A 21,147-nucleotide genomic window follows, 5' to 3' on the forward strand; every position below is an offset into this window, starting at 1 on the left:
GGCAACCATCGGACAACGTGGTGGCCATGCTTGCCGCCACCGCCGTCTCCCAGAGCGCGACCGACCCGCTGTCCGGTCTCGTCCTGGGCGATGTACCCAAGCCCGAGCGCCGGCCCGGCTGGTCCATCGTCCGGGTCGTCTCCTCTTCCTTGAACATGCACGACCTGTGGACACTGCGCGGCGTCGGCCACCCGCCGGAACGACTGCCGATCATCCTCGGCTGCGACGCCGCCGGTTACGACGAGGACGGCAACGAGGTCATCGTGCACCCCGTGATCGCCGACCCGGACGCAGGCCGGGGCGACGAGACGCTCGACCCGAACCGGGCCCTGCTGTCGGAGCAGCACAACGGCTCCTTCGCCGAGTACCTGACCGTCCCGGCCCGCAACCTCATCCCCAAGCCGTCCTGGTTGTCGTTCGACGAGGCCGCATGCCTGCCGGTCGCCTGGACGACCGCGTACCGGATGCTCTTCACACAGGCGCGGATCAAGGCCGGGGACCGAGTGCTGGTGCAGGGCGCGGGGGGCGGGGTCGCCTCAGCCGCGATCAGGCTGGCCGTCGCCGCGGGCGCCGTCGTCTACGCGACCAGCCGTAGTGAGGACAAGCGCGCCCAGGCGGTCACCTGGGGCGCGCGGGCCGCCGTCCCGACCGGGGAACGGCTGCCAGAACGCGTCGACGTGGTGATCGAGACGGTCGGCGAGGCCACCTGGTCACACTCCCTGAAGTCGCTGCGCCCGGGCGGCACGATCGTCATCGCCGGCGCCACCAGCGGCGCCAACCCGCCCGCCGACCTCGCCCGCATCTTCTACCTGCAACAGCGCATCATCGGCTCCACCGGCTGCACCCGCAGCGAGCTGGTGGCGCTGCTCAACATGATGGACGCAACGGGCCTTCGCCCGGTGATCGACCGAACGCTCCCGCTGAACGAGATCCACAAGGGTTTCCAGCTCATGCTCGACGGCCGCCTCACCGGCAAGCTCGTCATCAAGGAGATCACCTCATGAACGCCGTAGCCGTCGGCCTGTCCCATTCCCCGCTGATCGGCAAGAACGACCCCGCACCCGACGTCATCGCAGCCGTGGACGCCGCGGTGGACGAGGCCCGCGCCTTCGTCCGCGCCTTCGACCCCGAGCTGGTCGTGCTGTACGCGCCCGACCACTACAACGGCTTCTTCTACAAGGAGATGCCGCCGTTCTGTCTCGCGACGGAGGCCAACGCGGTCGGCGACTTCGGCTCGGCCGCCGGACCACTGTCGGTGGACACCGAGGCCGCCCGCGCCGTCGCCCGCGGTGTGCTGGATCGGGGTGTCGATCTGACGATCTCGGCGCGGATGACCGTGGACCACGGGTTCGTGCAGCCGCTGGAGGTGCTGTTCGGCGGCATCGACCGGGTCCCGGTCGTGCCCGTCTTCGTCAACGGGGTCGCCACCCCGCTCGGCCCGGTCAGCCGTATCCGCGCCCTCGGCACCGCGATCGGGGAAGCAGCCGCGGAGCTGGACCGGCGGGTGCTGTTCCTCGGCTCCGGCGGCCTCTCCCACGACCCGCCCGTGCCGGTGCTGGACGGCGCGCCGCCCCGCGTCGCCGACGCCCTCATCGAGGGCCACCCGCCCACCCCCGAGCAGCGTGCCCGCGGCGAGCAGCGCGTCATCCAGGCCGGACGCGAATACGCCGCCGGCTCGACCACGATGATCCCCATCAATCCGACCTGGGACAACCTCGTGCTCGACACCCTCGCAAGCGGCCGCCTGGAGGACGTGGACGGCTGGAGCGTCGAGTGGATGGGCGCCGAGGGCGGTGGTTCGGCGCACGAGGTGCGGACGTGGATCGCCGCGTTCGCCTCGCTCGCCGCCACAGGCAAGTACCGCATGACCTCCCGCTTCTACCGGGCCATCCCCGAGTGGATCGCCGGCTTCGCGGTCGCGACCGCGGAGGCCGAGCGATGACCGCCATAGACGAGGCCGTGGACCGGCTGGCGGACGCGGCTCTCACCGGCAAGCCGTGCCAGCCGGTCCGCGACCTCATCACCGACGTCGCGACCGCCTACGAGGTGCAGCGCCGCCTCAACTCGCGCCGCCACACCACTCCCGTGACCGGGCGGAAGATCGGCCTCACCTCCCCCGCGGTGCAGCAGCAGCTCGGCGTGGACCAGCCCGACTTCGGCGTGCTCTTCGCCGACATGGAAGTGACCGGCACGGCCCCCACCGGGCAGCTCCTGCAGCCGAAGGTCGAAGCCGAGATCGCCTTCAAGCTCGCCGCCGACCTGTCGGGCGACCTCGACCTCGCGACAGTGCGGGCAGCGGTCGAGTACGCCGTCCCCGCACTGGAGATCGTGGACAGCCGCATCGCCGACTGGGACATCACGATCACCGATACCGTCGCCGACAACGCCTCCAGCGGACTGTACGCGCTGGGTTCCGAGCGGCTGCCGCTGAGCGCGTTCGAGCCGGTCGACGCCACCATGCGGATGTACGCAGGCGACGAGCTCGTCTCTCAGGGCACCGGATCCGCCTGCCTGGGCGACCCTCTCAACGCCCTGCTGTGGCTGGCCCGCACCGCCCGCGACTTCGGCGACCCGCTGCGCGCGGGCCAGGTGATCCTGTCCGGCGCTCTGGGACCCATGGTCCCCGTCTCCCCCGGCGTCACCGTGAGAGCCGAGATTTCCGGACTCGGCATGGTGGCCGTGACCTTCGAGGACAAGGCATGAACAAGACCAAGGTTGCCGTGATCGGCTCCGGCAACATCGGCACCGACCTGATGATCAAGGTGCTCCGCCTCTCCGGCACTTTGGAGATGGGCGCCATGGTCGGCATCGACCCCGATTCCGACGGCCTGGCCCGCGCCCGCCGCCTGAAGGTGCCCACCACGCACGAGGGCGTGGACGGCCTGATCGCCATGGACGGCTTCGCCGACATCGACATCGTCTTCGACGCCACCTCCGCCAAGGCGCACCTCGCCAACGCCGCCAAGCTGGAGCCGTACGGCAAGACCCTCATCGACCTGACCCCCGCGGCGATCGGCCCGTTCGTCGTCCCCCCGGTGAACCTCGACGCCCACCTCGGCACCCGCAACCTCAACATGGTCACCTGCGGCGGTCAGGCCACGATCCCCGTCGTGCACGCCGTCTCCCGCGTCACTCCGGTCGCGTACGCCGAGATCGTCGCGTCCATCGCCTCCAAATCGGCAGGACCCGGCACCCGCGCAAACATCGACGAATTCACCGAGACCACCTCGGCCGCCATCGAGAGCGTCGGCGGCGCCGCCCGCGGCAAGGCGATCATCATCCTCAACCCGGCCGACCCGCCGCTCATCATGAGGGACACCGTCTTCTGTCTGACCGGCGATGCCGACCACGACGCCATCCGCGCCTCCGTCGAGGAGATGGTGGCCGAGGTCGCGAAGTACGTCCCCGGCTATCGCCTGAAGCAGGACGTGCAGTTCACTCCGATCGACGAGCCGGTCACCACGCTCACTTCCGAGCCGGTCACCACCCGCGTGTCGGTGTTCCTGGAGGTGGAGGGCGCCGCCCACTACCTGCCTGCCTACGCCGGCAACCTCGACATCATGACCTCGGCCGCCCTGCGCGTCGCCGAGCGAATCGCAGGAGCCACCGCATGACCCTCTACATCCAGGACGTCACCCTCCGCGACGGCATGCACGCCGTACGGCACCGCATGTCCCCCGCCGACGTCGGCCGCATCGTCGCCGCCTTGGACGCCGCCGGCGTGGACGCCATCGAGGTCGCCCACGGCGACGGCCTCGCCGGCGCGTCGGTCAACTACGGCCCGGGCAGCAACACCGACTGGGAGTGGATCGAGGCCGCCGCCGCCAATATCAAGCAGGCGAAACTCACCACGCTCCTCCTCCCCGGCATCGGCACCATCGCCGAGCTCAAGCACGCCTACTCCCTCGGGGTCCGCTCGATCCGCATCGCCACCCACTGCACCGAGGCCGACGTCGCCGCCCAGCACATCGCGACCGCCCGTGAGATCGGCATGGACGTGGCCGGCTTCCTCATGCTCAGTCACATGGCACCTCCGGCCGAGCTCGCGCGCCAAGCCAAGCTCATGGAGTCCTACGGCGCGCACTGCGTCTACGTCACCGACTCCGGCGGCCGTCTCACCATGGACGGTGTCCGCGAACGCATCCGCGCCTACCGCGACGTTCTCGACGAGAGCACCCAGATCGGCATCCACGCCCACGAAAACCTGTCATTGTCGGTCGCCAACAGCGTGGTGGCGGTCGAGGAGGGCGTCACCCGCGTCGACGCGTCGTTGGCGGGCCAGGGCGCCGGCGCGGGCAACTGCCCCATCGAGGCGTTCATCGCCGTGGCCAACCTGCAGGGCTGGAAACACGGCTGCGACCTGTTCGCCCTCCAGGACGCCGCGGACGACCTCGTCCGCCCGCTGCGCGACCGCCCCGTCCAGGTCGACCGGGAGACTCTGACGCTCGGCTATGCCGGTGTCTACTCGTCCTTCCTCCGGCACGCCGAGAACGCCGCCGAACGGTACAGCGTCGACGCCCGAAGCCTGTTGCTCGAGGTCGGCCGCCGGCGACTGGTCGGCGGCCAGGAGGACATGATCGTCGACATCGCCCTCGACCTGCTGAACGCCTAAATCCGGCGGGAGCCCAGCCCTTCAGCCGTGACCGGTATAAGAACACAAAGTCGACCATCTCTAATGAGATTCTGAACCGCTTCCGTATTCGCAGGTCTAGCAGTAGCCGAAAAGGAACCACGCCTGAAGGCCGTGGTGTCGGCGCCAATTGTAGAGAGGACGAATAGTGGATACTCGCGCAGTGGTCTGGAACGGACCAAAGCAAGTCGAGCACGGCACCGTGTCGCTCGCAGAGCCGAAGCCGGGCGAAATTCTGATCGAGACCGCCTATTCGCTGGTGAGCCCGGGTACCGAGCGGGAATTGCTCGCCAGCGACGAAATCCACGCCGTGGTGGGTATAGCGTTCCCGCTCGTGCCCGGCTACAGCGTGGCCGGCCGCGTCGCGGCGCTCGGCGCGGGCGTGACCGGCCTGGCCGTAGGTGATCGTGTCGTCGCAGGGCCACCTGTCGGCTGCCACGCCGCGCATGTGATCGCGCCGGTCGACACCGTCTTCCCCGTCCCAGACGAGGTGCCCTTGCGCAGCGCGGTCTTCTTCCATCTTGGCGCGGTCGCAGCCCACACGGTGCGACTGTCCGGGGTCCGTCTGGGCGATTCGCTCAGCATTGTGGGGCAGGGTCCGATCGGTTCGTTGGCCACGCAGATCGCTGCCGTGCAGGGTGTCTGGCCGATCCTGGCGCTCGACCTCGACGCGGACCGCCGCGCGGCGGCCCTCGCCCACGGCGCCACGTTCGCCGCGGATCCCAGGGACACCGCCTTCGACGCGATCCTGGCCCGCGTGGGTGGCGGGACCCGGGCGACCATCGACCTGTCCGGCGTACCGGCGGGAGTCAACACCGCACTGCAGGTCACCGCTCCACTGGGCACTGTGGTGCTCTCCGGCGGCATGATCGCGCCCATCAGCCTCGACTACGGTTCTCTGTTCGTCAAAGGCATCACGATGATCGGCTCCCTGGTCTCCGCCCGGCCGGCCGAAGTAAAGAAGGACACCGAAAACTTCCTGCATCTCGTGGCTACCGGTGCCGTCACAACGCCGGATCGCGACGAGGACGTTTACGACCCCGCAACAGCCGCCCAGGTCTACCAGCGACTGCTCGATGGCGACCGGACCCTCACCGCTCCCATGTTCGCCTGGAACCCGGACCTGTAGGCCTGGCACTTGCCGGCGTTGTTACCGTACGTAAGCCTCGGGCTTTCGCGGCGAATTTGAGCGGGTATTGATCGTTTACGCGAGAAAAGCGCCTTTGAGTTGCAATGCCAGTGAGTTAAGGCATTCTGCAGGCAGAAGCGTAGACACGCGGGATCAGGTGACGATGCTCTTGAGCAGAGTGTCGCGATTCGGTGACATTTGGCGAGTCTCCCGGTAAAGCAACGAAGCCCTCGATAGGACGGCGATCGGCCAAGAACGCATCCGCCCTATCGAGGAGCTTCGTTGCTCGTCAGTCTGTCACGCCCGTGCGGCCGCTCTCCAGCAATAACGATCTCTCCGTCCTGCCGCCGGAGCAGGAGGACGCTAGAAGCGGCCCGGAACAGGAGTATCCCATCGGCTTTGGGGTGCTGACCTGCGAGATCCATCCCGAGCTGGTCGAGGACGTCATCGAGCAGTCCGGGTGCCGGGAGCAGCGGCGGCGATTGCTCCCCGCCAGGGTGGTGCTCTACTTCGTTCTCGGGTTGTTCCTGTTCAGCGGGGCGGACAGCCTGGAGCAATGCTTAGAACCTGTGGATCTCCAGGGAAGGGTGTACCTTCCCGATGATCATGTAGGTCTCATGCATGACCGACGCGCCAACGTCGGTCGGGAAGGCACACCCGTACTCACCGTAGTCCCTGACCCCGCTGACGGCGACCGCCGTACCTCAGACGCCCCGGTCTCCTCCTCGCTGATCGACGAGATCGTCCGGGAAGGCGCCCGCCGCATGCTCGCCGAAGCGCTCAAAGCCGAAGTCGACGCCTACATCGCCCAGTTCGCCGGCGAACGTGACGACGATGGGCGCCGTCTGGTGGTACGCAACGGCTACCACCAGCCGCGCCAGGTGCTCACCGCGGCTGGCACCATCGAGGTCAAAGCGCCCCGCGTCAACGACAAGCGCACCGACGAGGTCACCGGCGAGCGTAAGCGCTTCTCCTCGTCCATCCTGCCGCCCTGGGCGCGCAAGACACCGAAGATCAACGAGGTGCTGCCACTGCTCTACCTGCACGGCCTGTCCTCCGGCGACTTCGTCCCGGCGCTGGGGCAGTTCCTCGGCTCGACGGCCGGGCTGTCGGCGCCGGTCATCACCCGGTTGACCGAGCAGTGGAAGGCTGAGCAGCGCGCCTTCGCCGACCGGGACCTGCCGGCTGTGGACTACGTCTACCTGTGGGCCGACGGGATCCACGTCAACGTCCGCCTGGAAGAACACCGGCTGTGCCTGCTGGTGGTGATCGGCGTGCGCGCCGACGGCCGCAAGGAACTCATCGCACTGGCCGACGGCTACCGCGAGCCGACCGAGTCGTGGGCCGACCTGCTGCGCGACTGCAAACGGCGGGGAATACGCGCGCCGGTGCTGGCCGTCGGGGACGGCGCGCTGGGGTTCTGGGCAGCGCTGGATGAGGTGTTCCCGCAGACCAGAGCCCAAAGGTGCTGGTTTCACAAGATCGCCAATGTGCTGTCGGCGCTACCGAAGTCCGCCCAGCCCGGCGCGAAGAAGGCCCTGGCCAAGATCTGGAACGCCGAGGACAAAGACCACGCCCTGGCGGCGGCGAAGAAATTCCAGACCGCCTACGGCATCAAGTACGACAAGGCCGTAGCCAAGGTCGTCGATGACGTCGAGGAACTGCTGGCCTTCTATGACTTCCCTGCCGAGCATTGGGTGCATCTGCGCACGACCAACCCGATCGAGTCGACGTTCGCGACCGTCCGGCATCGCACGAAGGTCACCAAAGGGCCTGGGTCCCGGGCTGCTGGGCTGGCTATGGCGTTCAAGCCGATCGAGTCGGCCCAGGCCCGCTGGCGCGCGGTCAACGCTCCCCATCTCGTCGCCCTGGTCCGTGCCGGGGCGACCTTCATCAACGGCAAGCTCGTCGAACGCCCCGAAGAAGTCGCAGCGTGAGCGGCTGGAGCGAGGCCGGCACCCAGCCGGACGAGGACGAGCATCAGCGCTTCAACCGCTACCTTCAGCAGCTCGAGGACGTCTGCCGAGAAGACGAAGCCGAGCTGGTGCGGGTGATCCTGCGCGATCCGGATGAGGTGATGGCGCAGTCGGCGGTGGCTCGGCATCTGGACCGGCGGTCACGCCAGTTGCTCACCGACCCCGGATTCGGCGACTGGTTCCACGCCATGGCAACCGAGGTCGGAGAGCACGAGTTCCTCGTCCGCCGCCTGCACGACTGGATGTTGCTCAGGTCGATCGCCGTCAACGCCCATTTGGCAGGAGGATGTCCTTGCCGCTTCCGACTGGTTTCAGCGCACGGCTGTGCAGATCCTGACGTCACCGGCTGCTCTGCGGCTGCTCGCCAGCGATGGAAGGACACGACGTGTTCGCACCGCCGCCGACCGCCGGCTCGCCGAGCAACGCCGATAGCTAACTCGTCTTAGTCCACAGGTCTTGACGATTCCTCGACAGCCTGACCCGCCGGGTTATCGATCGGTGATGCGTTGGCTGGCAGGCCCCCTAAGGATCATCGAGTACAGCGTCACCGTCAAAGGCCCTTGCGGCTCGACCAGGGTGGATCAGTTCCGGCTGATCACAACGTTGCTGGACCACAAGCGGGCGCCGGCGGCCAAGCTCGCCGCTGTCTATCACGAGCACCGGGAGAGTGAGAACGGCTACGGCGAGCTCAAGACCCGGCTCCGCGGGGCCGCCTTCACCCTCCGTTCCGGGTTGCCTGAACTCCTCAATCAGGAGATCTTCGCCTTTCCTGACTGTCTACCAGGCGTTATGCAGTCTCAAAGTTAAGGCTGCCCAGAACGCCGGGATCGATCCGGACCCTGAGCCGGCGTGCGGCCCCCGCTCCACCAGCGCCTGCTCCCACCGATCTGCCGCCACCGCACCGTGGTGGCGATGCCCGCGATGCCAAACCCGACCACTACGGCCGGGGGTGTCACGCTCGCGTCGGGCGGCGTGTCGTGGCATAGGTGATCAGCGAGAACAGGGCAGCGACGAGGACGCCGAGGGTCAGCATGACAGCGGTGGCACCGTTACCGGAGATCAGCGGGGGCACCACGGCGCCGAGGAGGAACTGCGCGGTTCCCAGGAAGGCCGAGGCACTACCGGCCCGCCGGCCGTGCGGCTCGAGCGCGAGAGCCGTCGCGTTCGGCATGATGACACCCAAACTGGAGACCACCAGGAACAACGCGGGCAGCAGGCCCGGCAGGCCCCAGCCGGCCAGGACGACCGTCAGGGAGATCGCGGCGCCGGTCAGGCCGACGCCGATGCCGCCCCCGAGGAGGGTCCGCGGGCTCAGCCAACGGGTACCCACGCTGTTGAGCCTGCCTGCCAGGACGATGCCGAGAGAGTTGACCGCGAAGATCACGGAAAAGAGCTGGGCGCTGATCTCGTACTCGTTCTGCAGGACGAACGAGCTGAGCGAGATGTAGATGAACAGAGCGCAGCTCATCAGGGCCAGGACCAAGGTGTATCCGACGAACTGACGGTCGCGGCCGAGCACGGTGAACTGGACGGTCGTCTCGCGGAGCCCTCCCTCCTGCCGGTCTCGCGGCGGCAACGTCTCGGGCAGGGTGAACGCGGCCAGCAGGAGCAGCAGGCCGATGACCGCGAGGACCACGAACATCCCTCGCCAACTGGTCACGCGGGCGAGCTGACCGCCGATGAGCGGCGCCAGCACGGGGGCCAGGCCGCTCACCATCATGAGCGTCGAGAACACCCGTACGGCGCGCTGCCCGTCGAACAGGTCGCGCACCATGGCCCGGGAGATGACCATGCCGGCACCTCCGGCGAGCCCCTGCGCGAACCGCAGCAGGACCAGCGGCCAGATGCCGGGGGCGACCGCGCACAGCAGGGACGTGACCATGTAGACCGCCACGCCTGTGAGCAGCACCGGCCGCCGCCCGGTGCGATCGCTGAGCGGACCGGCGACCAGCTGGCCCAGGGCCAGGCCCACCATGCACAACGACATGGTGAGCTGGGCACTGGCATCGCCCACACGGAGATCCCGGCCCAGGTCCGGCAGGGCAGGCAGGTACAGGTCCATCGACAGGGGGCCGAAGGCGGACAGCGCGCCGAGCGCGACCAGGACGCCCGCGTGCCGCCGCTTCGACCTGACCGAGACGGTGTCGGTCGTCATGCGAGGTGGACCCGCACGGCGTCGCCGTCCGCGCTGAGCCATTCCTTGCGGCGGGCGTACTCGATCATGGCGTCCCACCCGGCGGCCCAGCCGGGCATGGTGGCCGAAGCGCTCGCCAGGCTGCGTAGCGCGGCGAGGTCGAGGTACGCGTGATCGGGACCGTGCAGCCGCCCCAGCCCGGCGGCCTGCAGGGCCTGTCCGGCGGCATCCGGCCCGATCTCGTGCAGTTCCAGATGCAGGCGGGTGAAGTCGTCGGCCTCATGCACGGACACGACCTGGTCCGGGCCGATGCTGAGATACATGATTTTCCTCTCGGCGCGGCCGCTCAACGGAAGGCGGGAATGACTTCCTTGCTGAACAGCTTGACCGACTCCAACGACACCTCGGGCGGCAGGAAGTCGGCCGAGAAGATGAGGTCGGCGATGCCGACGCCCGCCTCGCGCACCGCCTGGAGCTGCTCGATGACGGTCTCCGGGCCGCCCATGATCGCTGGACGCACGGGGCCCGCGCCGGGCGGGGGACCGGCCGGGCCGCCGAAGCCGGCCGCGACCTCTCCCATCATGGTGGCCGTGCTGGCCAGTTGCCGGGGAGTGGGGGCGAGGATGCCCATCGCGTCGCCGTAGTCGTACTCGTCGCAGACGGCGCGCGCCTTCTCGTCGGTCTCTCCCACGTGCGCGAACGCCCGCCACAAGACATCGTCGGGACCGGGCTCCCAGCCGTGCCGCCGGGCCGCCTCGCGATAGACCTCCACCATCTGCGGAATCTTGTCCACGGGTACGAACGACAGGCCGATCTTCAGGCGGTGCCTGGCGGCGAACTCGGCCGACGAGGGGCTGTTGCCTGAGACCAGGACCGGCGGACGGGGGCGCTGGATGGGCTGCGGCCAGATCGACACCATGCGGTACCGATAGTGGATGCCCTCCCAGGCGAAGGGTTCCGGTTCGGTCCAGGCGCGGAGCAGGAGCTCGACGGCCTCGTTGAAGGAGGCCTTGGATTCGGCGGGATTGTGGCCGTAGGTGATGTATTCGTTGGGGGTGCCGCGGAACAGGCCGACCAGGAGGTTGCCGCGCGCGAAGGTGTCGAGCATCGCCAGCTCTTCTGCCACCTGCACCGGATTGTGCAGCGGCAGGTCGACGCCGAGGATGGCGATCTTGGCGTTCTTGAGCCGCTGGCTGATGAGGGCGGCGGCGAGGGTGGGGCTGGGGCACATCTGGCGGCTGGCGTAGTGATGCTCGGCCACGGAGATGTAGTCGAAGCCGCCCTCGTCGGCGGCGTCGATGATATCCATGTTCTGCTGCACGCTGGTCAGGGCGTGCTCGGGCGTGAACAGCTTGGGCGCCTGCGGCCAGCCGGTGGGCTGATCGGGAGCGAAGTACGGCAGCGGCTGGAAGATGGAGAACTGCATCAGGGGCTCCCGATCAGCGGTTGATCACGGTGGAGGTGCGGGGAACGTAGAAGCGCTCCTGGCGCTCGGCGAACTCGCCGACGATGTCGGCGAACGCCTCGGGCCGGTCGCCGGCCATGTCGTGGGCGGCGTCATACACCAGCGCGTACGTGCACTGCGGGATGAGGTCCCTGAAGACACGGCCCGGCTCGGTGCCGAACAGGCCGTCGCGCGTGCCGTACATGACCAGGGTGGGCACGGGCAGCTCGCGCAGACGGTCGGCCAGCTCCGTGTCGTACGGGGGACCGACCAGTCGCTCGACCAGCGGCCACACCCGCGCCTGCGCGTCCGGGTCGGGCGGCGTCAGCTCCTTGCGCTCGGGGTGGGCGTGGAAGGCCGCGACGAACTCCTCCGGAGTCATGCCACTGGGGTCGCGGTCGGGCCGGAACGCGGCGGGCGCTTCGAGGATGAGGCTGGTCAGCCGCTCGGGGAACTGCACCGCGAGCCAGCAAGCGATCGCACCGCCCATCGAGGTGCCCTGCAGGGCATAGGTCTCCACGCCGAGCGCTTCGACCGCGGCCGCGATGGTGGCGGCCATCTCACGGCCGTCCTTCGTACGGTCGTTGACCTCGCCCTGGAATCCGGGGCACTCGAAGGCGAGCACCCGGAACCGCTGAGCGAGCAATGAGTGAGCGGCATTGAGGGCCAGGCCCCCCGCACCGTGCAGCATGACCAGAGGCGGCCCGTCTCCTGCCTCCACATAACGGACGGAGAAGCCGTCGGCCTCCACCCGGCGTTCCTCGAAACGGATGTCGTGCATGAAGGCTCCTTCACTGTCCGTCGGGCAGCGCGGCGTGGGTGCCGAACAGACGCTGGTGGTAGGTGAGCGGCGAACGCTCGTGGTGATCGGCGGCGACGACCGTGGCCATGGCCACGACGTGGTCGCCGCCCGGGATGAGCTGCTGCACCTCGCAGGCCAGCCAGCCGGCCGCGCCGTCGAGACGGGGCAGGCCGCCGTCGGCCGACCAGCACACGTCGGCGAACTTGTCGGCGCCCTTGCGCGCGAAGGTCATCGCCAGCCCGCTCTGCTCGGCACTGAGCACGTTGAGCCCGAACCGGCCCGAGCGCCGGATGATCTGGAGCAGGTCGGACCCGAGATCGAGGGCGACCAGCACCATGGGCGGCGCGAGCGACAGCGATGCGAACGCGCTGACGGTCGTCCCGTGCGGTCGCTGGTCGTCGAAGGCGGTGACTACGGACACCGGGGTGCACACCGAGGACATGACACGCCGGAATTCCTCGGATGTCACGGTGGGCACAGGTGTGGAGTCAGTGGAGATCACGTTACGGACTCCTTCCACGCAGATTTCGTGGAGGTGTGGTTCTTGTGTCCACAACGATGGTGCTGAAATGTGTAACGTGTCAAGCTGAAATTTCAGCGGTCCGCACACGTCATCCCCGCATGCGCCCGCTCCTCGGTTACTGCGCCCTCCCGCCGCCCGGCAGGACGACTTCCGCCTGAGCCACCGAGGGCCAGGAGAGCAAGATCTCCAGCACGAGCCGGTGTGCCCTGTCGATGAACTCCTCTATGGACTTCCGGGCCTTCCCCGGATCATCCATGAAGGCCCAGCTTTCGGAGGAAGCGAACTTGCTGGCCTTCAGCGCCGCCGGATCTTGCACCACAAGGCGGAAGACGCGGCGCAGGTCGCCGAGCAGACGGACGTACATGTCGAGCAGGCGCCCGTTGCCGGTCTTCTCGGCGAGGGTCATCCACGTCTCACTGGCCCGCTCGATCAGCGCCATGTCGCCGCCGGCCACGACCTCGGCCTGCACCCTCGCCTGCTCCTCGGCCTTGAACGCGGCCCGCTCCTGTTCGGTCATGTTGTTCACGGCGAGTTCGCCGATGGCCGGGCCGAGAATGCGCCAGACCTGGAACAACTCGTTCACCGACGCGATGCTCAGCGGCGTGACCTGGTAGCCCCGGCGAGGCAGCGTGCGGATCAGGCCCTCCTGGTTGAGGCGCAGCAGAGCACGGCGGATCGGCGTCAACCCGAAACCCAGGTCGCTCGCGAGCTGCTTCTCGGTGATGCGCTCCCCGGGGGCGAGGCGACAGGTCACGATCAGCTCGCGCAACGCCAGATAGGCGTCGTCCGCGAGCGAGGTCGAGCGGTCGTCGCCCGTCGCCACCATCTTTGACCTCCCGTAGCCGCAGCCATACCCGACCATGCTAGAGCTCCGCAACCTGCGTGATCGCGCAGGTGAGCTATTGACACATCTCGGAAACCTGATGCAGATTGTGCAGACCAATCCTACTGAAATTTCACACCGCCACACTTGTAACTTCAGGAGGCCGGATGAAGCAACTGGACGGATCGGTGCTCCAGAAGCTGCGCGACCAGGTGCGGCGTGAGGTGGAGGAGGGTCCGCTACAGGCCGCCTCCTTCGCGATCGGCCTCGACGGGGACGTCGTGTTCGCCCGCGCCTACGGCGCCGCGACGCCGGACACCCCGATGGTGGTCATGTCACCCTCGAAGACGGTGCAGGACGCCGCCCTCTGGCTCCTCATCGGCGAGGGTGCGATACGCGTCGAGGATCCGGTCGCCCGCCATGTCTCCGCCTTCGCCGCCAACGGCAAGGACACGGTGACCATCGGGCAGGTCATGACGCACACGGGTGGTTTTCCGCTCGCCCCCTTGGACTGGCCCGACTGGGCCGACCGCGACAAGCGACTGCAGGCGTTCGCCTCCTGGACGCTGTCCAGCGAGCCCGGTAGCCAGTACGCCTATCACCCCGCGTCCGGAAGCTGGGTCCTGGCCGAAGTGATCGCACAGGTGTCCGGGCTGGACCACCGCGAGTTCCTGCGCAGGCGCGTGCTGGAACCGCTGGGTGTCGCCGGCGTCCACGGCGTCTCCCTGGGGGAACCGGTCGCCGAGCAGGCGAAGGTGCTGGAGCACACGTACGCGCTGCCCGCCGAGACCCTGGCGGCCCTGCCCCCGATGTTCACGACCGGCGAGGGAGCCGTCACAACCCCCGGCGGCCTGGGCGAGGCGGAAGGCCGTGCCGCGGGCTTTCCCGGCGCCGGATGCGTCGGCACCCCCAGCGGCCTGGTCCGTCTCTATCAGGCCTACCTGCACAACCCGGGCAAGTTCTGGAGCCCGGACGTCCTGGCCGACGCGACCGGACACGTCAGGGTGAACATGCCGGGCCCTACCGGCAGCCGCGCCACTCGCAGCCTGAGCATGTACGTCGCCGGCGAGCCGGCCGCCAGGCCCGGAACCGATCAGGCGTTCTTCGGCTCGTCGGTCTCGCCGCGCGCGTTCGGGCACGACGGTCAGGGCGGCAACCTCGTCTGGGCCGACCCCGACTCCGGGCTGTCCTTCGCCTACCTCACCAACACGGTGACGTTCATGCCGTGGGAGCGCGACGACCGCGCCGCACAACTGTCCACACTCGCCGGGCGACTGCTCGGCTGACTCGTTTCGATTGGAGACCGACATGAAGTTCGGCGTCTTCTACAACCCCATGGTCCCTAAGGACCCCGACCGCGACGACTGGGAGCCCGGCAGGGAACGCCGGGCGTACGCCGAGATGATCGAGCAGATCCGGTTCGCCGACAGCCTGGGCTTCGACTACGCGTTCCTCGGCGAGCACCACTTCATGCCGGAATACGCTCACAATTCGGCGACCGAGGTGCTGCTCGGCGCTCTCTCGCAGGTGACGCAGAACATCCGGCTCGGCACCGGCATCGTGCACGCCTCGCACAACGATCCGATCCGCACCGCCGAGCGGATCGCGATGCTCGACCAGTTGACCGGCGGACGCGCGGAGTTCGGATTCGGCCCCGGCACCCCGGCCGAGGTCCGTCCCCTGCTGCACGTGGACCCGTCGAAGTACAGGGAGGCGGCGCACGAGTCTGCGCAGATCTCCGTGGACGTGCTCGGCAGTCCCGGCGTCTGGCCGGGTGTGCGGAACGCGTTCTTCGACTATCCGGCCGTGGATGTTGTGCCCAAGTCCTTCCAAACCCCGCATCCTCCACTGTGGACGTCGGTGTCCAGGCCCGGCCAGGTGGCCGGCGTGGCCGAGCGTGGCCTGGGCGTGCTCATGCTCACGCTGGCGGGCCCCGAACTCGTCGCCGCCGAGGTTGCCGCGTACTGGGAGGCGCTGCGGACCAGGCCCGTCAAGATGATGGGCAAGGGCATCAATCCGGCGGTGTTCACCTTCACCATCGGCCTGGTGGCGCCCACCGACGAACTGGCGGTCGAACGCGCCCGTGAAGGAGTCGAACTCTACGGGTTCGGCCTGAGCGGAGGCTCCTATGCCCGCATGGGCGACCCTGCTCATCACCTCTACAACGAGTTCCTGCAGTTCAAGGCTGGTCAGGGGGACGTCCGCACCCTGACGGACACCCCTGCGCCCCTGCTGGAGATGGGCGCGCACTTCGCCGACCTGCCCGGAACGATGATGTGCGGCCCGGAGCGGGCTCGCGAGTTCACCCGGCAGATCGAACAAAGCCATGCCGACGGGCTGCTGCTCAATCAGCAGTTCGGGACCACCAAGCACGAACACCTCATGGAGTCGCTCGAGATCTGGGGGACCCAGGTCATCCCCGAGTTCCGCGAGCGCGAGGCGGAGCACCAAGCCTGGCGGCGCAAGCAGCTGAGTGAGATCGGCCTGCCCGTCGTCACGTCCGTCTGAGAACGTAAGGGAGGATGTCGTGCCTGGTGCACTGACGGGTCTTCGCGTGGTGGATTTCGGCCAGTGGCTGGCTGGACCGCTCGTCGCGGCGTGGCTCGCCGATGCGGGAGCGGACGTCGTACGGGTGGATCCGCCCGGCGGGCCGAGATGGCGCCACCCGGCCAACGCGATGCTGCAACGGAACAAGCGCAGCATCGTGCTGAACCTCAAGGAGGCGGACGACCGATCCATCGCTCATCGGCTGATCGAGCGCGCGGATGTCGTGATCGAGAACTTCCGGCCGGGCGTCATGGATCGTCTCGGGCTCGGCCCGGAGGCGATGACGGCGGCCAACCCGGGGCTGGTCTACTGCTCGATCCCGGGCTTCGGAGCGGACGACCCCCGGGCGGCGCTCCCCGGATGGGAGGGCGTGGTCAGCGCAGCCGCCGGTCTCTACCTCTATCCCGGGTGCACGCCGATGGACTACATCGGTGACCGCAGCGGGGAGCCCATCTACAGCGCGCTGCCCGTCGCGTCCTCGTACGGGGCGATCGTCGCGGCGCACTCGGTCGTAGCAGCGCTGATCGCACGTGAGCGCATCGGGCTCGGACAGCGTGTCGAGGTGCCGCTCTTCGACGCCTGCTTCGAGCTGATCGGATCGGGCGTGATGAAGACGGAGCAGCCGCCGGCTCCGAAGGGCCCGCGCCTGACGGGCTCGATGCCCCAGCTCGGTCACTACCAGTGCGCCGACGGCCGATGGCTGGAGCTGTGCCTGTTCCAGGACAAGCATCTGACCTGGTTCGCCGAGAGCTTCCTTCCGCGGGAGTGGATCGAGGACGGCATGGGCGACGCCGAACGCATGCTCACCGATCCGGACCTGCAGGAACGTGCCCGGCGGCGCTACGCGGAACTGTTCGCGACGCTGCCCGCGCGCGACTGGGAGATCAAAATCAACGACGAGAGCGGTGCGTCCGCGGCGTTGTGCCAGACCGCGGAGGAATGGCTCACTCTCGATGAGCACGCGCGCGACTCTGGGGCCGTCATCGAGCTCGACGACCCGGAATACGGTCGCACGGCGCAGGCCGGATTCCCGATCCGCATGTCGGCCACGCCGCCTGCGGTCGGATTCGCCCGCAGGCCGCTCGACGCGGATCGGGCCGCCATCCTCGCCGAACTCGACGCCGCTCCTCCTCGTGCCGTTCCGAAGCCGTCCGGCCTCGACGCCGGACAAGCGCTCGCGGGCGTCCGGGTGCTCGATGTCGCGCAGGTGCTGGCGGGCCCGACCGTGGGGCGGGTGCTCGCCGAGTACGGGGCCGAGGTCGTGAAGATCCACAGCTTCGTCGACCGCCAGCTCGGCATGCACATGTACACCAACAGCGGCAAGAAATCCATCATGCTCGATCTCAAGACCCCCGAGGGCATGGAGGTCTTCGAACGGCTCAGCGATGGGATCGACGTCTTCGTCCAGAACTTCACCCGTGGCGTCGCCGACCGTATGGGCATCGGCGAAGCGGCGCTGCGCCGGCGCAACCCCGGACTCGTCTACGTGTCGATCAGCGCCTTCGGACACGAGGGCTACCGCGGTGGATGGCGCGGGCGCGAACAACTCGGCCAGGGGCCGACGGGCATGCAGATCCGGCTCGGCGGCGCCGGCGAGCCGTTGATGGCGCCGTACCCGTACAACGACTACGGCTCCGGCAACCTGGCAGCGTTCGCGGCTCTACTCGCACTGTACCACCGCATGCGCGGCGGCGAAGGACAGCACGTTCAGTCGTCCCTGACACACAGCGCGACCTTCCTGCAGATCCCGTACATGGTCGCTTACCCCGGGCGACTTTGGGATGAGCCTTCCGGTCAGCACACCAAGGGATGGAACCTCTTCGACCGGCTGTACGCCGGATCCGACCGCCGCTGGTTCTACCTCTGCGCGCCTGACGGTCTGGATGCAGTCCCGGAGTTGCGGGGCCTGGACGAAGCCGGCCTTGAGAAGACTTTTCTCACTGAGACCGCCCAGACCTGGGTCGATCGGCTGAACGCCGCCGGGATCGGCGCACATGTCCTCGTCGACCAGCCCGACCTCATGGACGACGCGCTCGTGCGATCGCGGGGTCTGTCCATCGAACGGCAGCACCCCGGAGTGGGCAAGGTGCGCATGGCCGGGCCCGGCCGACGGCTGAGCCGGACCCCGCCGCTGCCCACCGCCCCTATCGGGCCTCCCGGTGCGGACACCAGGGCGGTCTTGGAGAAGCTCGGTTTCGACAGCGAGGATCTCATCGCACGAGACGTGGCACGAGACGGCCTGCCCGAGGGCACCACACTCATCGGGATGTTCCGATAGTCGAACTACGCTCGCCGAGGTCGCCTCGGCGAGCCACGAGAGAGATGAGTGCCGCTGCCAGCGGGTTCTCGCCGTGATGGAGGGCGAGACGGTGCGTGTGGCAGAAGGAGAGCACGGCGGCGATCAGTGCGACGACTGGAGAACGCTCACTGTCGTGATCTACCGGATCCACCGGTCGGAGCGCATCTCACCCCCCCGGGTTCCGAAAAGGAACCCGGGGTCTGCCTCGATTGGGACCGCGCCGCCGCGAGGGCCGCCTCTGCCGCATACGCCCCGTGCGCCAGCCAAGACGTTGCGCGGTAGTTGTCCACGTCGCTCGCCACGATCACCTCGAACCCGCCGTGATCGCCAGGGCGAGTACGGCGACCCAGGTTGCCCTTCGTCTCGTAACCAGTCGCCGATGCCTTTCCACAAGGCCGTCAGCCGTGACCGCGCATCGCTCCGGCCAGCCCGAGACGAGTCATGCGCGTTTACTTCGAGACATTAATGTCTCATATGGGGTAAATTCGTCTCATGGCGTTCGATCGTGACCACGTACTCCGCTGCGCTGCTGACCTGCTCTCGCGCAAGGCGACCGCAACCCAGGACGAGATCGCCAAGGCCGCCGGGATCAGCCGCGCCACCCTGCACCGGCACTTCGCCGGGCGGGACGTCACCGGGTCGACGCCCTCGCGCTCGCACACCTCCAGGTACTCGGCCAACCCGCGTGCGTAGGCATCGATCGTCCGCGGCGCCCTTCCCAGATCCGCCCAGATTCGCAGCCACTCGGCTGCCCGCGCGCGCCGGCCCAGGACCGGCCACTTCTCCTCCAGCGTCACCGTGCCGCTCAAGCCATCTCCCCATTTCCGTGGTCAGGACCGAGGAGACATGATCACCCCACGGCCAGATTCCACGTAACTTTTAGGTTGAGGTGCCCTTCGACGGGACCAGAGCTGTAGGGCAGGGTGAGGCCAGCGGTGACGGCGTCTTGGGCGCGGCGTAGTCCGGTGACGAAGGAGCGCAGGTCAGGCAGGTCGTCGCGGAGTACCGCGTTGATCCATTCCTTCAGGTCCCGGCCGCGGCGGTTCGTCATCATTTCGGCGAACTGACGCACATGGCCCCGCAGCGCTGCCAGCTGGGGACATAAGGCGGTGAGTGTTCGAGCTGGTGTTGCTCGCCGGGTTCGAGGTGGGTCGGGTTGCGCAGGAACCAGCCGGTGGCCTGCCGCACTGTGGGCGGGCGGGGCGAGGTCGGGGTGGGTGGCAGGCTCCTTCGCCAGGGGCGGACGTATTTGCGGACGGCGGTGCTGCTGCCGCGGTTGCCGAGATTCCGCAGTTCACGGCAGAGGAGTTCGGCGTTGGTGCATCCTTGCGTCCACCGCTTGCGCAGGTAGCCGTCATAAGCGTCCAATGCCTTGGGGCGTTGACCGGTGCCGGTGTGTACGAGCAGGTCTTCAGGGTTGCCGGCGCGGGCGAAGCGCCGGACGGTGTTGCGGCCGAGGTTCAGCCGCCGGGCGATCTCCCGGACGCCGTGGCCCTGCTTCAGCAGAGCGTGAACGACGGCATGCCGTTCCCGGGCACGGACGGCGATCCGGTCGTCCCGGTCGGCGGGCGAGCGAGACTCATCGTCATGTAAAGGCCCGTCACTATCTCTGCTCCGGAGTCAGGACGCGTCGGGTCCGGTCCCCGATCCAGGCCGCTTCGAGGATCGCGGTCAGGCTGGCGGTGTCGGTCGGGCCTGGATGGTTCTGGATCAAGCGGGTGACGCCACTGGCCATCTCCGCGAAGCGCGGGAGGTCGGCGCGTGCCACACCGATGTCCGCCAAGGTGGCAGGGATGCCGATGTCGGCAAGGAGCCCGTCGAGCCAGGTGAGGAACGCATCTGCGGCCTCGGCATCCGAGGCGTCGGTCACGTCGAGCCCGCACACCCCGGCGAGGATGGCCAACCGGTCGCCGATGGCATCCTTGGCCGCGTCCAGCGCGTAGGGTAGCAGCAGCCCGACGCCCAGGCCGTGCGGCGTGTGGGTGGCTGCGCCGATGGGGTACTGGAGGGCGTGCGGAGCCGCGGTGCCTGCGTGGGAAAACGCGAGCCCGGCCAGCATGGACCCATAGGACATGTCCGCGCGCGCGTCCTTGTCGCCTCCGTCCCTGACGACACGGGGCAGGCTGCGGGCGATCCGCTCCGCGGCCAGGAGCGCGTAGTGATCGGTGATCGGGTTGCGGCCGAGGAAGACCTGCTCCACCGGGTCGCGCGGTCCGTGGGCCCGGGGTCGCGCGGTGTAGCTCTCCACCGCGTGACAAAGCGCGTCGATGCCGGAGTGGGCAGTGACGGTCGCAGGGCAGGTGTAGGTGAGCTCGGGGTCGACGATGGCGAAGTCGGGCACGATGTGGACGCTGGAGACCCCCACCTTCAGCTCGCGGTCCGGGTCGGTCAACACCGAGACGGGCGTGAGCTCGGAGCCGGTGCCTGACGTCGTCGGGACCGCGACGAGAGGAATCGTCGGCCCCGGCACCTTCGACTCGCCGTAGAAGTCGCGCGGCGTCCCACCGTGGCGCCGGATGACGCCGACGATTTTGGCGAGGTCGATCACCGTGCCACCCCCGATGGCGAGGATCACGTCGGCGTCCACCTCTGCGGCGACCGAGACGGCCAGGGCGACATCGGCCAGTGGCACGTCCGGAGTCGCGTCGGCGAACACCCCGACGACTGCGACCTTCTCCCGCACGCCGGCCACGATCTCGGCCACGCCCGGCTGTCCCAGAAGAACCCGGTCGGTCACGATGAGGACTCGCGAGCCACACTCGGCCACCACTCGTGGGATGTTCTGCGCGACCCCTTCGCCCACTATCAGCTGGCGTGGTCCGCGGACGGTCTCAAGCATG

Annotated in this window: 23 protein-coding genes and 1 pseudogene; 14 read left to right on the forward strand and 10 right to left on the reverse strand. The window is 68.4% G+C overall.

Going from position 1 to position 21,147, the window contains the following annotated elements; all coding sequences use genetic code 11:
- Nucleotides 1-26 precede the first annotated feature (26 nt).
- The 10 genes and pseudogenes from ABZ857_RS05475 to ABZ857_RS05520 all read left to right on the forward strand — a co-directional run bounded on the left by ABZ857_RS05475 (nt 27) and on the right by ABZ857_RS05520 (nt 8,542).
- On the forward strand, nt 27-1,004 hold the full coding sequence (locus ABZ857_RS05475) for a zinc-binding dehydrogenase (RefSeq protein WP_357037914.1): 978 nt from the start codon (nt 27-29) through the stop codon (nt 1,002-1,004).
- Complete coding sequence (locus ABZ857_RS05480; protein WP_357037917.1) at nt 1,001-1,942, forward strand: 3-carboxyethylcatechol 2,3-dioxygenase; 942 nt, start codon at nt 1,001-1,003, stop codon at nt 1,940-1,942. The genes ABZ857_RS05475 and ABZ857_RS05480 overlap by 4 nt, the downstream gene beginning before the upstream one ends.
- Nucleotides 1,939-2,703: a fumarylacetoacetate hydrolase family protein gene (locus ABZ857_RS05485; RefSeq protein ID WP_357037920.1), complete on the forward strand. Its 765-nt coding sequence runs from the start codon at nt 1,939-1,941 to the stop codon at nt 2,701-2,703. Before ABZ857_RS05480 ends, ABZ857_RS05485 begins: the two co-directional genes overlap by 4 nt.
- On the forward strand, nt 2,700-3,614 hold the full coding sequence (locus tag ABZ857_RS05490) for an acetaldehyde dehydrogenase (acetylating) (protein WP_357037923.1): 915 nt from the start codon (nt 2,700-2,702) through the stop codon (nt 3,612-3,614). The genes ABZ857_RS05485 and ABZ857_RS05490 overlap by 4 nt, the downstream gene beginning before the upstream one ends.
- The gene (gene dmpG / locus ABZ857_RS05495; RefSeq protein ID WP_357037926.1) at nt 3,611-4,612 is read left to right on the forward strand and encodes a 4-hydroxy-2-oxovalerate aldolase; all 1,002 of its coding nucleotides are present in this window, start codon (nt 3,611-3,613) and stop codon (nt 4,610-4,612) included. Before ABZ857_RS05490 ends, dmpG begins: the two co-directional genes overlap by 4 nt.
- Before the next feature lie 181 nt (nt 4,613-4,793).
- Nucleotides 4,794-5,759, forward strand: a complete 966-nt coding sequence (locus ABZ857_RS05500; protein ID WP_357037929.1) for a zinc-binding alcohol dehydrogenase — start codon at nt 4,794-4,796, stop codon at nt 5,757-5,759.
- Nucleotides 5,760-6,163: 404 nt separating this feature from the next.
- A pseudogene (locus ABZ857_RS05505) lies at nt 6,164-6,301 on the forward strand (transposase domain-containing protein); the annotation flags it as partial.
- 75 nt (nt 6,302-6,376) lie between these two features.
- Complete coding sequence (locus ABZ857_RS05510; protein ID WP_357038412.1) at nt 6,377-7,696, forward strand: IS256 family transposase; 1,320 nt, start codon at nt 6,377-6,379, stop codon at nt 7,694-7,696.
- Nucleotides 7,693-8,181: a hypothetical protein gene (locus tag ABZ857_RS05515; protein WP_357037932.1), complete on the forward strand. Its 489-nt coding sequence runs from the start codon at nt 7,693-7,695 to the stop codon at nt 8,179-8,181. Before ABZ857_RS05510 ends, ABZ857_RS05515 begins: the two co-directional genes overlap by 4 nt.
- 55 nt (nt 8,182-8,236) lie before the next feature.
- Nucleotides 8,237-8,542, forward strand: coding sequence for a hypothetical protein (locus ABZ857_RS05520; protein WP_357037935.1), 306 nt, complete (start codon nt 8,237-8,239; stop codon nt 8,540-8,542).
- A 145-nt stretch (nt 8,543-8,687) separates the two neighbouring features.
- Here ABZ857_RS05520 and ABZ857_RS05525 read toward each other — a convergent pair whose 3' ends face one another.
- The 6 genes from ABZ857_RS05525 to ABZ857_RS05550 form a co-directional block, all read right to left on the reverse strand.
- Entirely contained in the window at nt 8,688-9,890 is a 1,203-nt protein-coding gene (locus ABZ857_RS05525) for a multidrug effflux MFS transporter (protein ID WP_357037938.1), read from the reverse strand.
- Nucleotides 9,887-10,192: a hypothetical protein gene (locus tag ABZ857_RS05530; RefSeq protein WP_357037940.1), complete on the reverse strand. Its 306-nt coding sequence runs from the start codon at nt 10,190-10,192 to the stop codon at nt 9,887-9,889. Before ABZ857_RS05530 ends, ABZ857_RS05525 begins: the two co-directional genes overlap by 4 nt.
- Nucleotides 10,193-10,215: 23 nt before the next feature.
- On the reverse strand, nt 10,216-11,295 hold the full coding sequence (locus tag ABZ857_RS05535; protein ID WP_357037943.1) for an LLM class flavin-dependent oxidoreductase: 1,080 nt from the start codon (nt 11,293-11,295) through the stop codon (nt 10,216-10,218).
- Between the two features lie 13 nt (nt 11,296-11,308).
- Nucleotides 11,309-12,094: an alpha/beta hydrolase gene (locus tag ABZ857_RS05540; protein WP_357037946.1), complete on the reverse strand. Its 786-nt coding sequence runs from the start codon at nt 12,092-12,094 to the stop codon at nt 11,309-11,311.
- A 10-nt stretch (nt 12,095-12,104) separates the two neighbouring features.
- Entirely contained in the window at nt 12,105-12,617 is a 513-nt protein-coding gene (locus tag ABZ857_RS05545) for a flavin reductase family protein (RefSeq protein WP_357037949.1), read from the reverse strand.
- A 136-nt stretch (nt 12,618-12,753) separates the two neighbouring features.
- Nucleotides 12,754-13,464, reverse strand: coding sequence for a GntR family transcriptional regulator (locus ABZ857_RS05550; protein WP_357037951.1), 711 nt, complete (start codon nt 13,462-13,464; stop codon nt 12,754-12,756).
- A gap of 164 nt (nt 13,465-13,628) precedes the next feature.
- On the opposite strand from ABZ857_RS05550, the gene ABZ857_RS05555 reads away from it, so the two are divergent.
- From ABZ857_RS05555 to ABZ857_RS05565, 3 genes are read left to right on the forward strand one after another with little or no spacing between them, the layout of a single operon-like run.
- Complete coding sequence (locus ABZ857_RS05555; protein WP_357037954.1) at nt 13,629-14,747, forward strand: serine hydrolase domain-containing protein; 1,119 nt, start codon at nt 13,629-13,631, stop codon at nt 14,745-14,747.
- Nucleotides 14,748-14,769: 22 nt separating this feature from the next.
- Nucleotides 14,770-15,969, forward strand: coding sequence for an LLM class flavin-dependent oxidoreductase (locus ABZ857_RS05560; protein ID WP_357037957.1), 1,200 nt, complete (start codon nt 14,770-14,772; stop codon nt 15,967-15,969).
- Between the two features lie 19 nt (nt 15,970-15,988).
- Entirely contained in the window at nt 15,989-18,286 is a 2,298-nt protein-coding gene (locus tag ABZ857_RS05565; RefSeq protein WP_357037960.1) for a CoA transferase, read from the forward strand.
- Here ABZ857_RS05565 and ABZ857_RS05570 read toward each other — a convergent pair.
- Nucleotides 18,267-18,458 (reverse strand): DUF2637 domain-containing protein, encoded by a 192-nt coding sequence (locus ABZ857_RS05570; RefSeq protein WP_357037963.1) that lies wholly within the window; start codon nt 18,456-18,458, stop codon nt 18,267-18,269. The genes ABZ857_RS05565 and ABZ857_RS05570 overlap by 20 nt on opposite strands.
- A 341-nt stretch (nt 18,459-18,799) precedes the next feature.
- Between ABZ857_RS05570 and ABZ857_RS05575 the strand changes: the two genes are divergently transcribed.
- Nucleotides 18,800-19,000, forward strand: coding sequence for a TetR family transcriptional regulator (locus tag ABZ857_RS05575; RefSeq protein WP_357037966.1), 201 nt, complete (start codon nt 18,800-18,802; stop codon nt 18,998-19,000).
- A gap of 157 nt (nt 19,001-19,157) precedes the next feature.
- Here ABZ857_RS05575 and ABZ857_RS05580 read toward each other — a convergent pair whose 3' ends face one another.
- The 3 genes from ABZ857_RS05580 to ABZ857_RS05590 are packed head-to-tail and all read right to left on the reverse strand — an operon-like array spanning nt 19,158 to nt 21,146.
- Nucleotides 19,158-19,379, reverse strand: coding sequence for a hypothetical protein (locus ABZ857_RS05580; RefSeq protein ID WP_357037968.1), 222 nt, complete (start codon nt 19,377-19,379; stop codon nt 19,158-19,160).
- Nucleotides 19,358-19,855 (reverse strand): helix-turn-helix domain-containing protein, encoded by a 498-nt coding sequence (locus ABZ857_RS05585; RefSeq protein ID WP_357038415.1) that lies wholly within the window; start codon nt 19,853-19,855, stop codon nt 19,358-19,360. The genes ABZ857_RS05580 and ABZ857_RS05585 overlap by 22 nt, the downstream gene beginning before the upstream one ends.
- Nucleotides 19,856-19,910: 55 nt before the next feature.
- Complete coding sequence (locus ABZ857_RS05590) at nt 19,911-21,146, reverse strand: iron-containing alcohol dehydrogenase (RefSeq protein WP_357037971.1); 1,236 nt, start codon at nt 21,144-21,146, stop codon at nt 19,911-19,913.
- Between the last annotated feature and the right edge of the window lies 1 nt (nt 21,147).

Origin of the sequence: Microbispora sp. NPDC046933, from assembly GCF_040644635.1 — a bacterium.
GTDB lineage: Bacteria > Actinomycetota > Actinomycetes > Streptosporangiales > Streptosporangiaceae > Microbispora.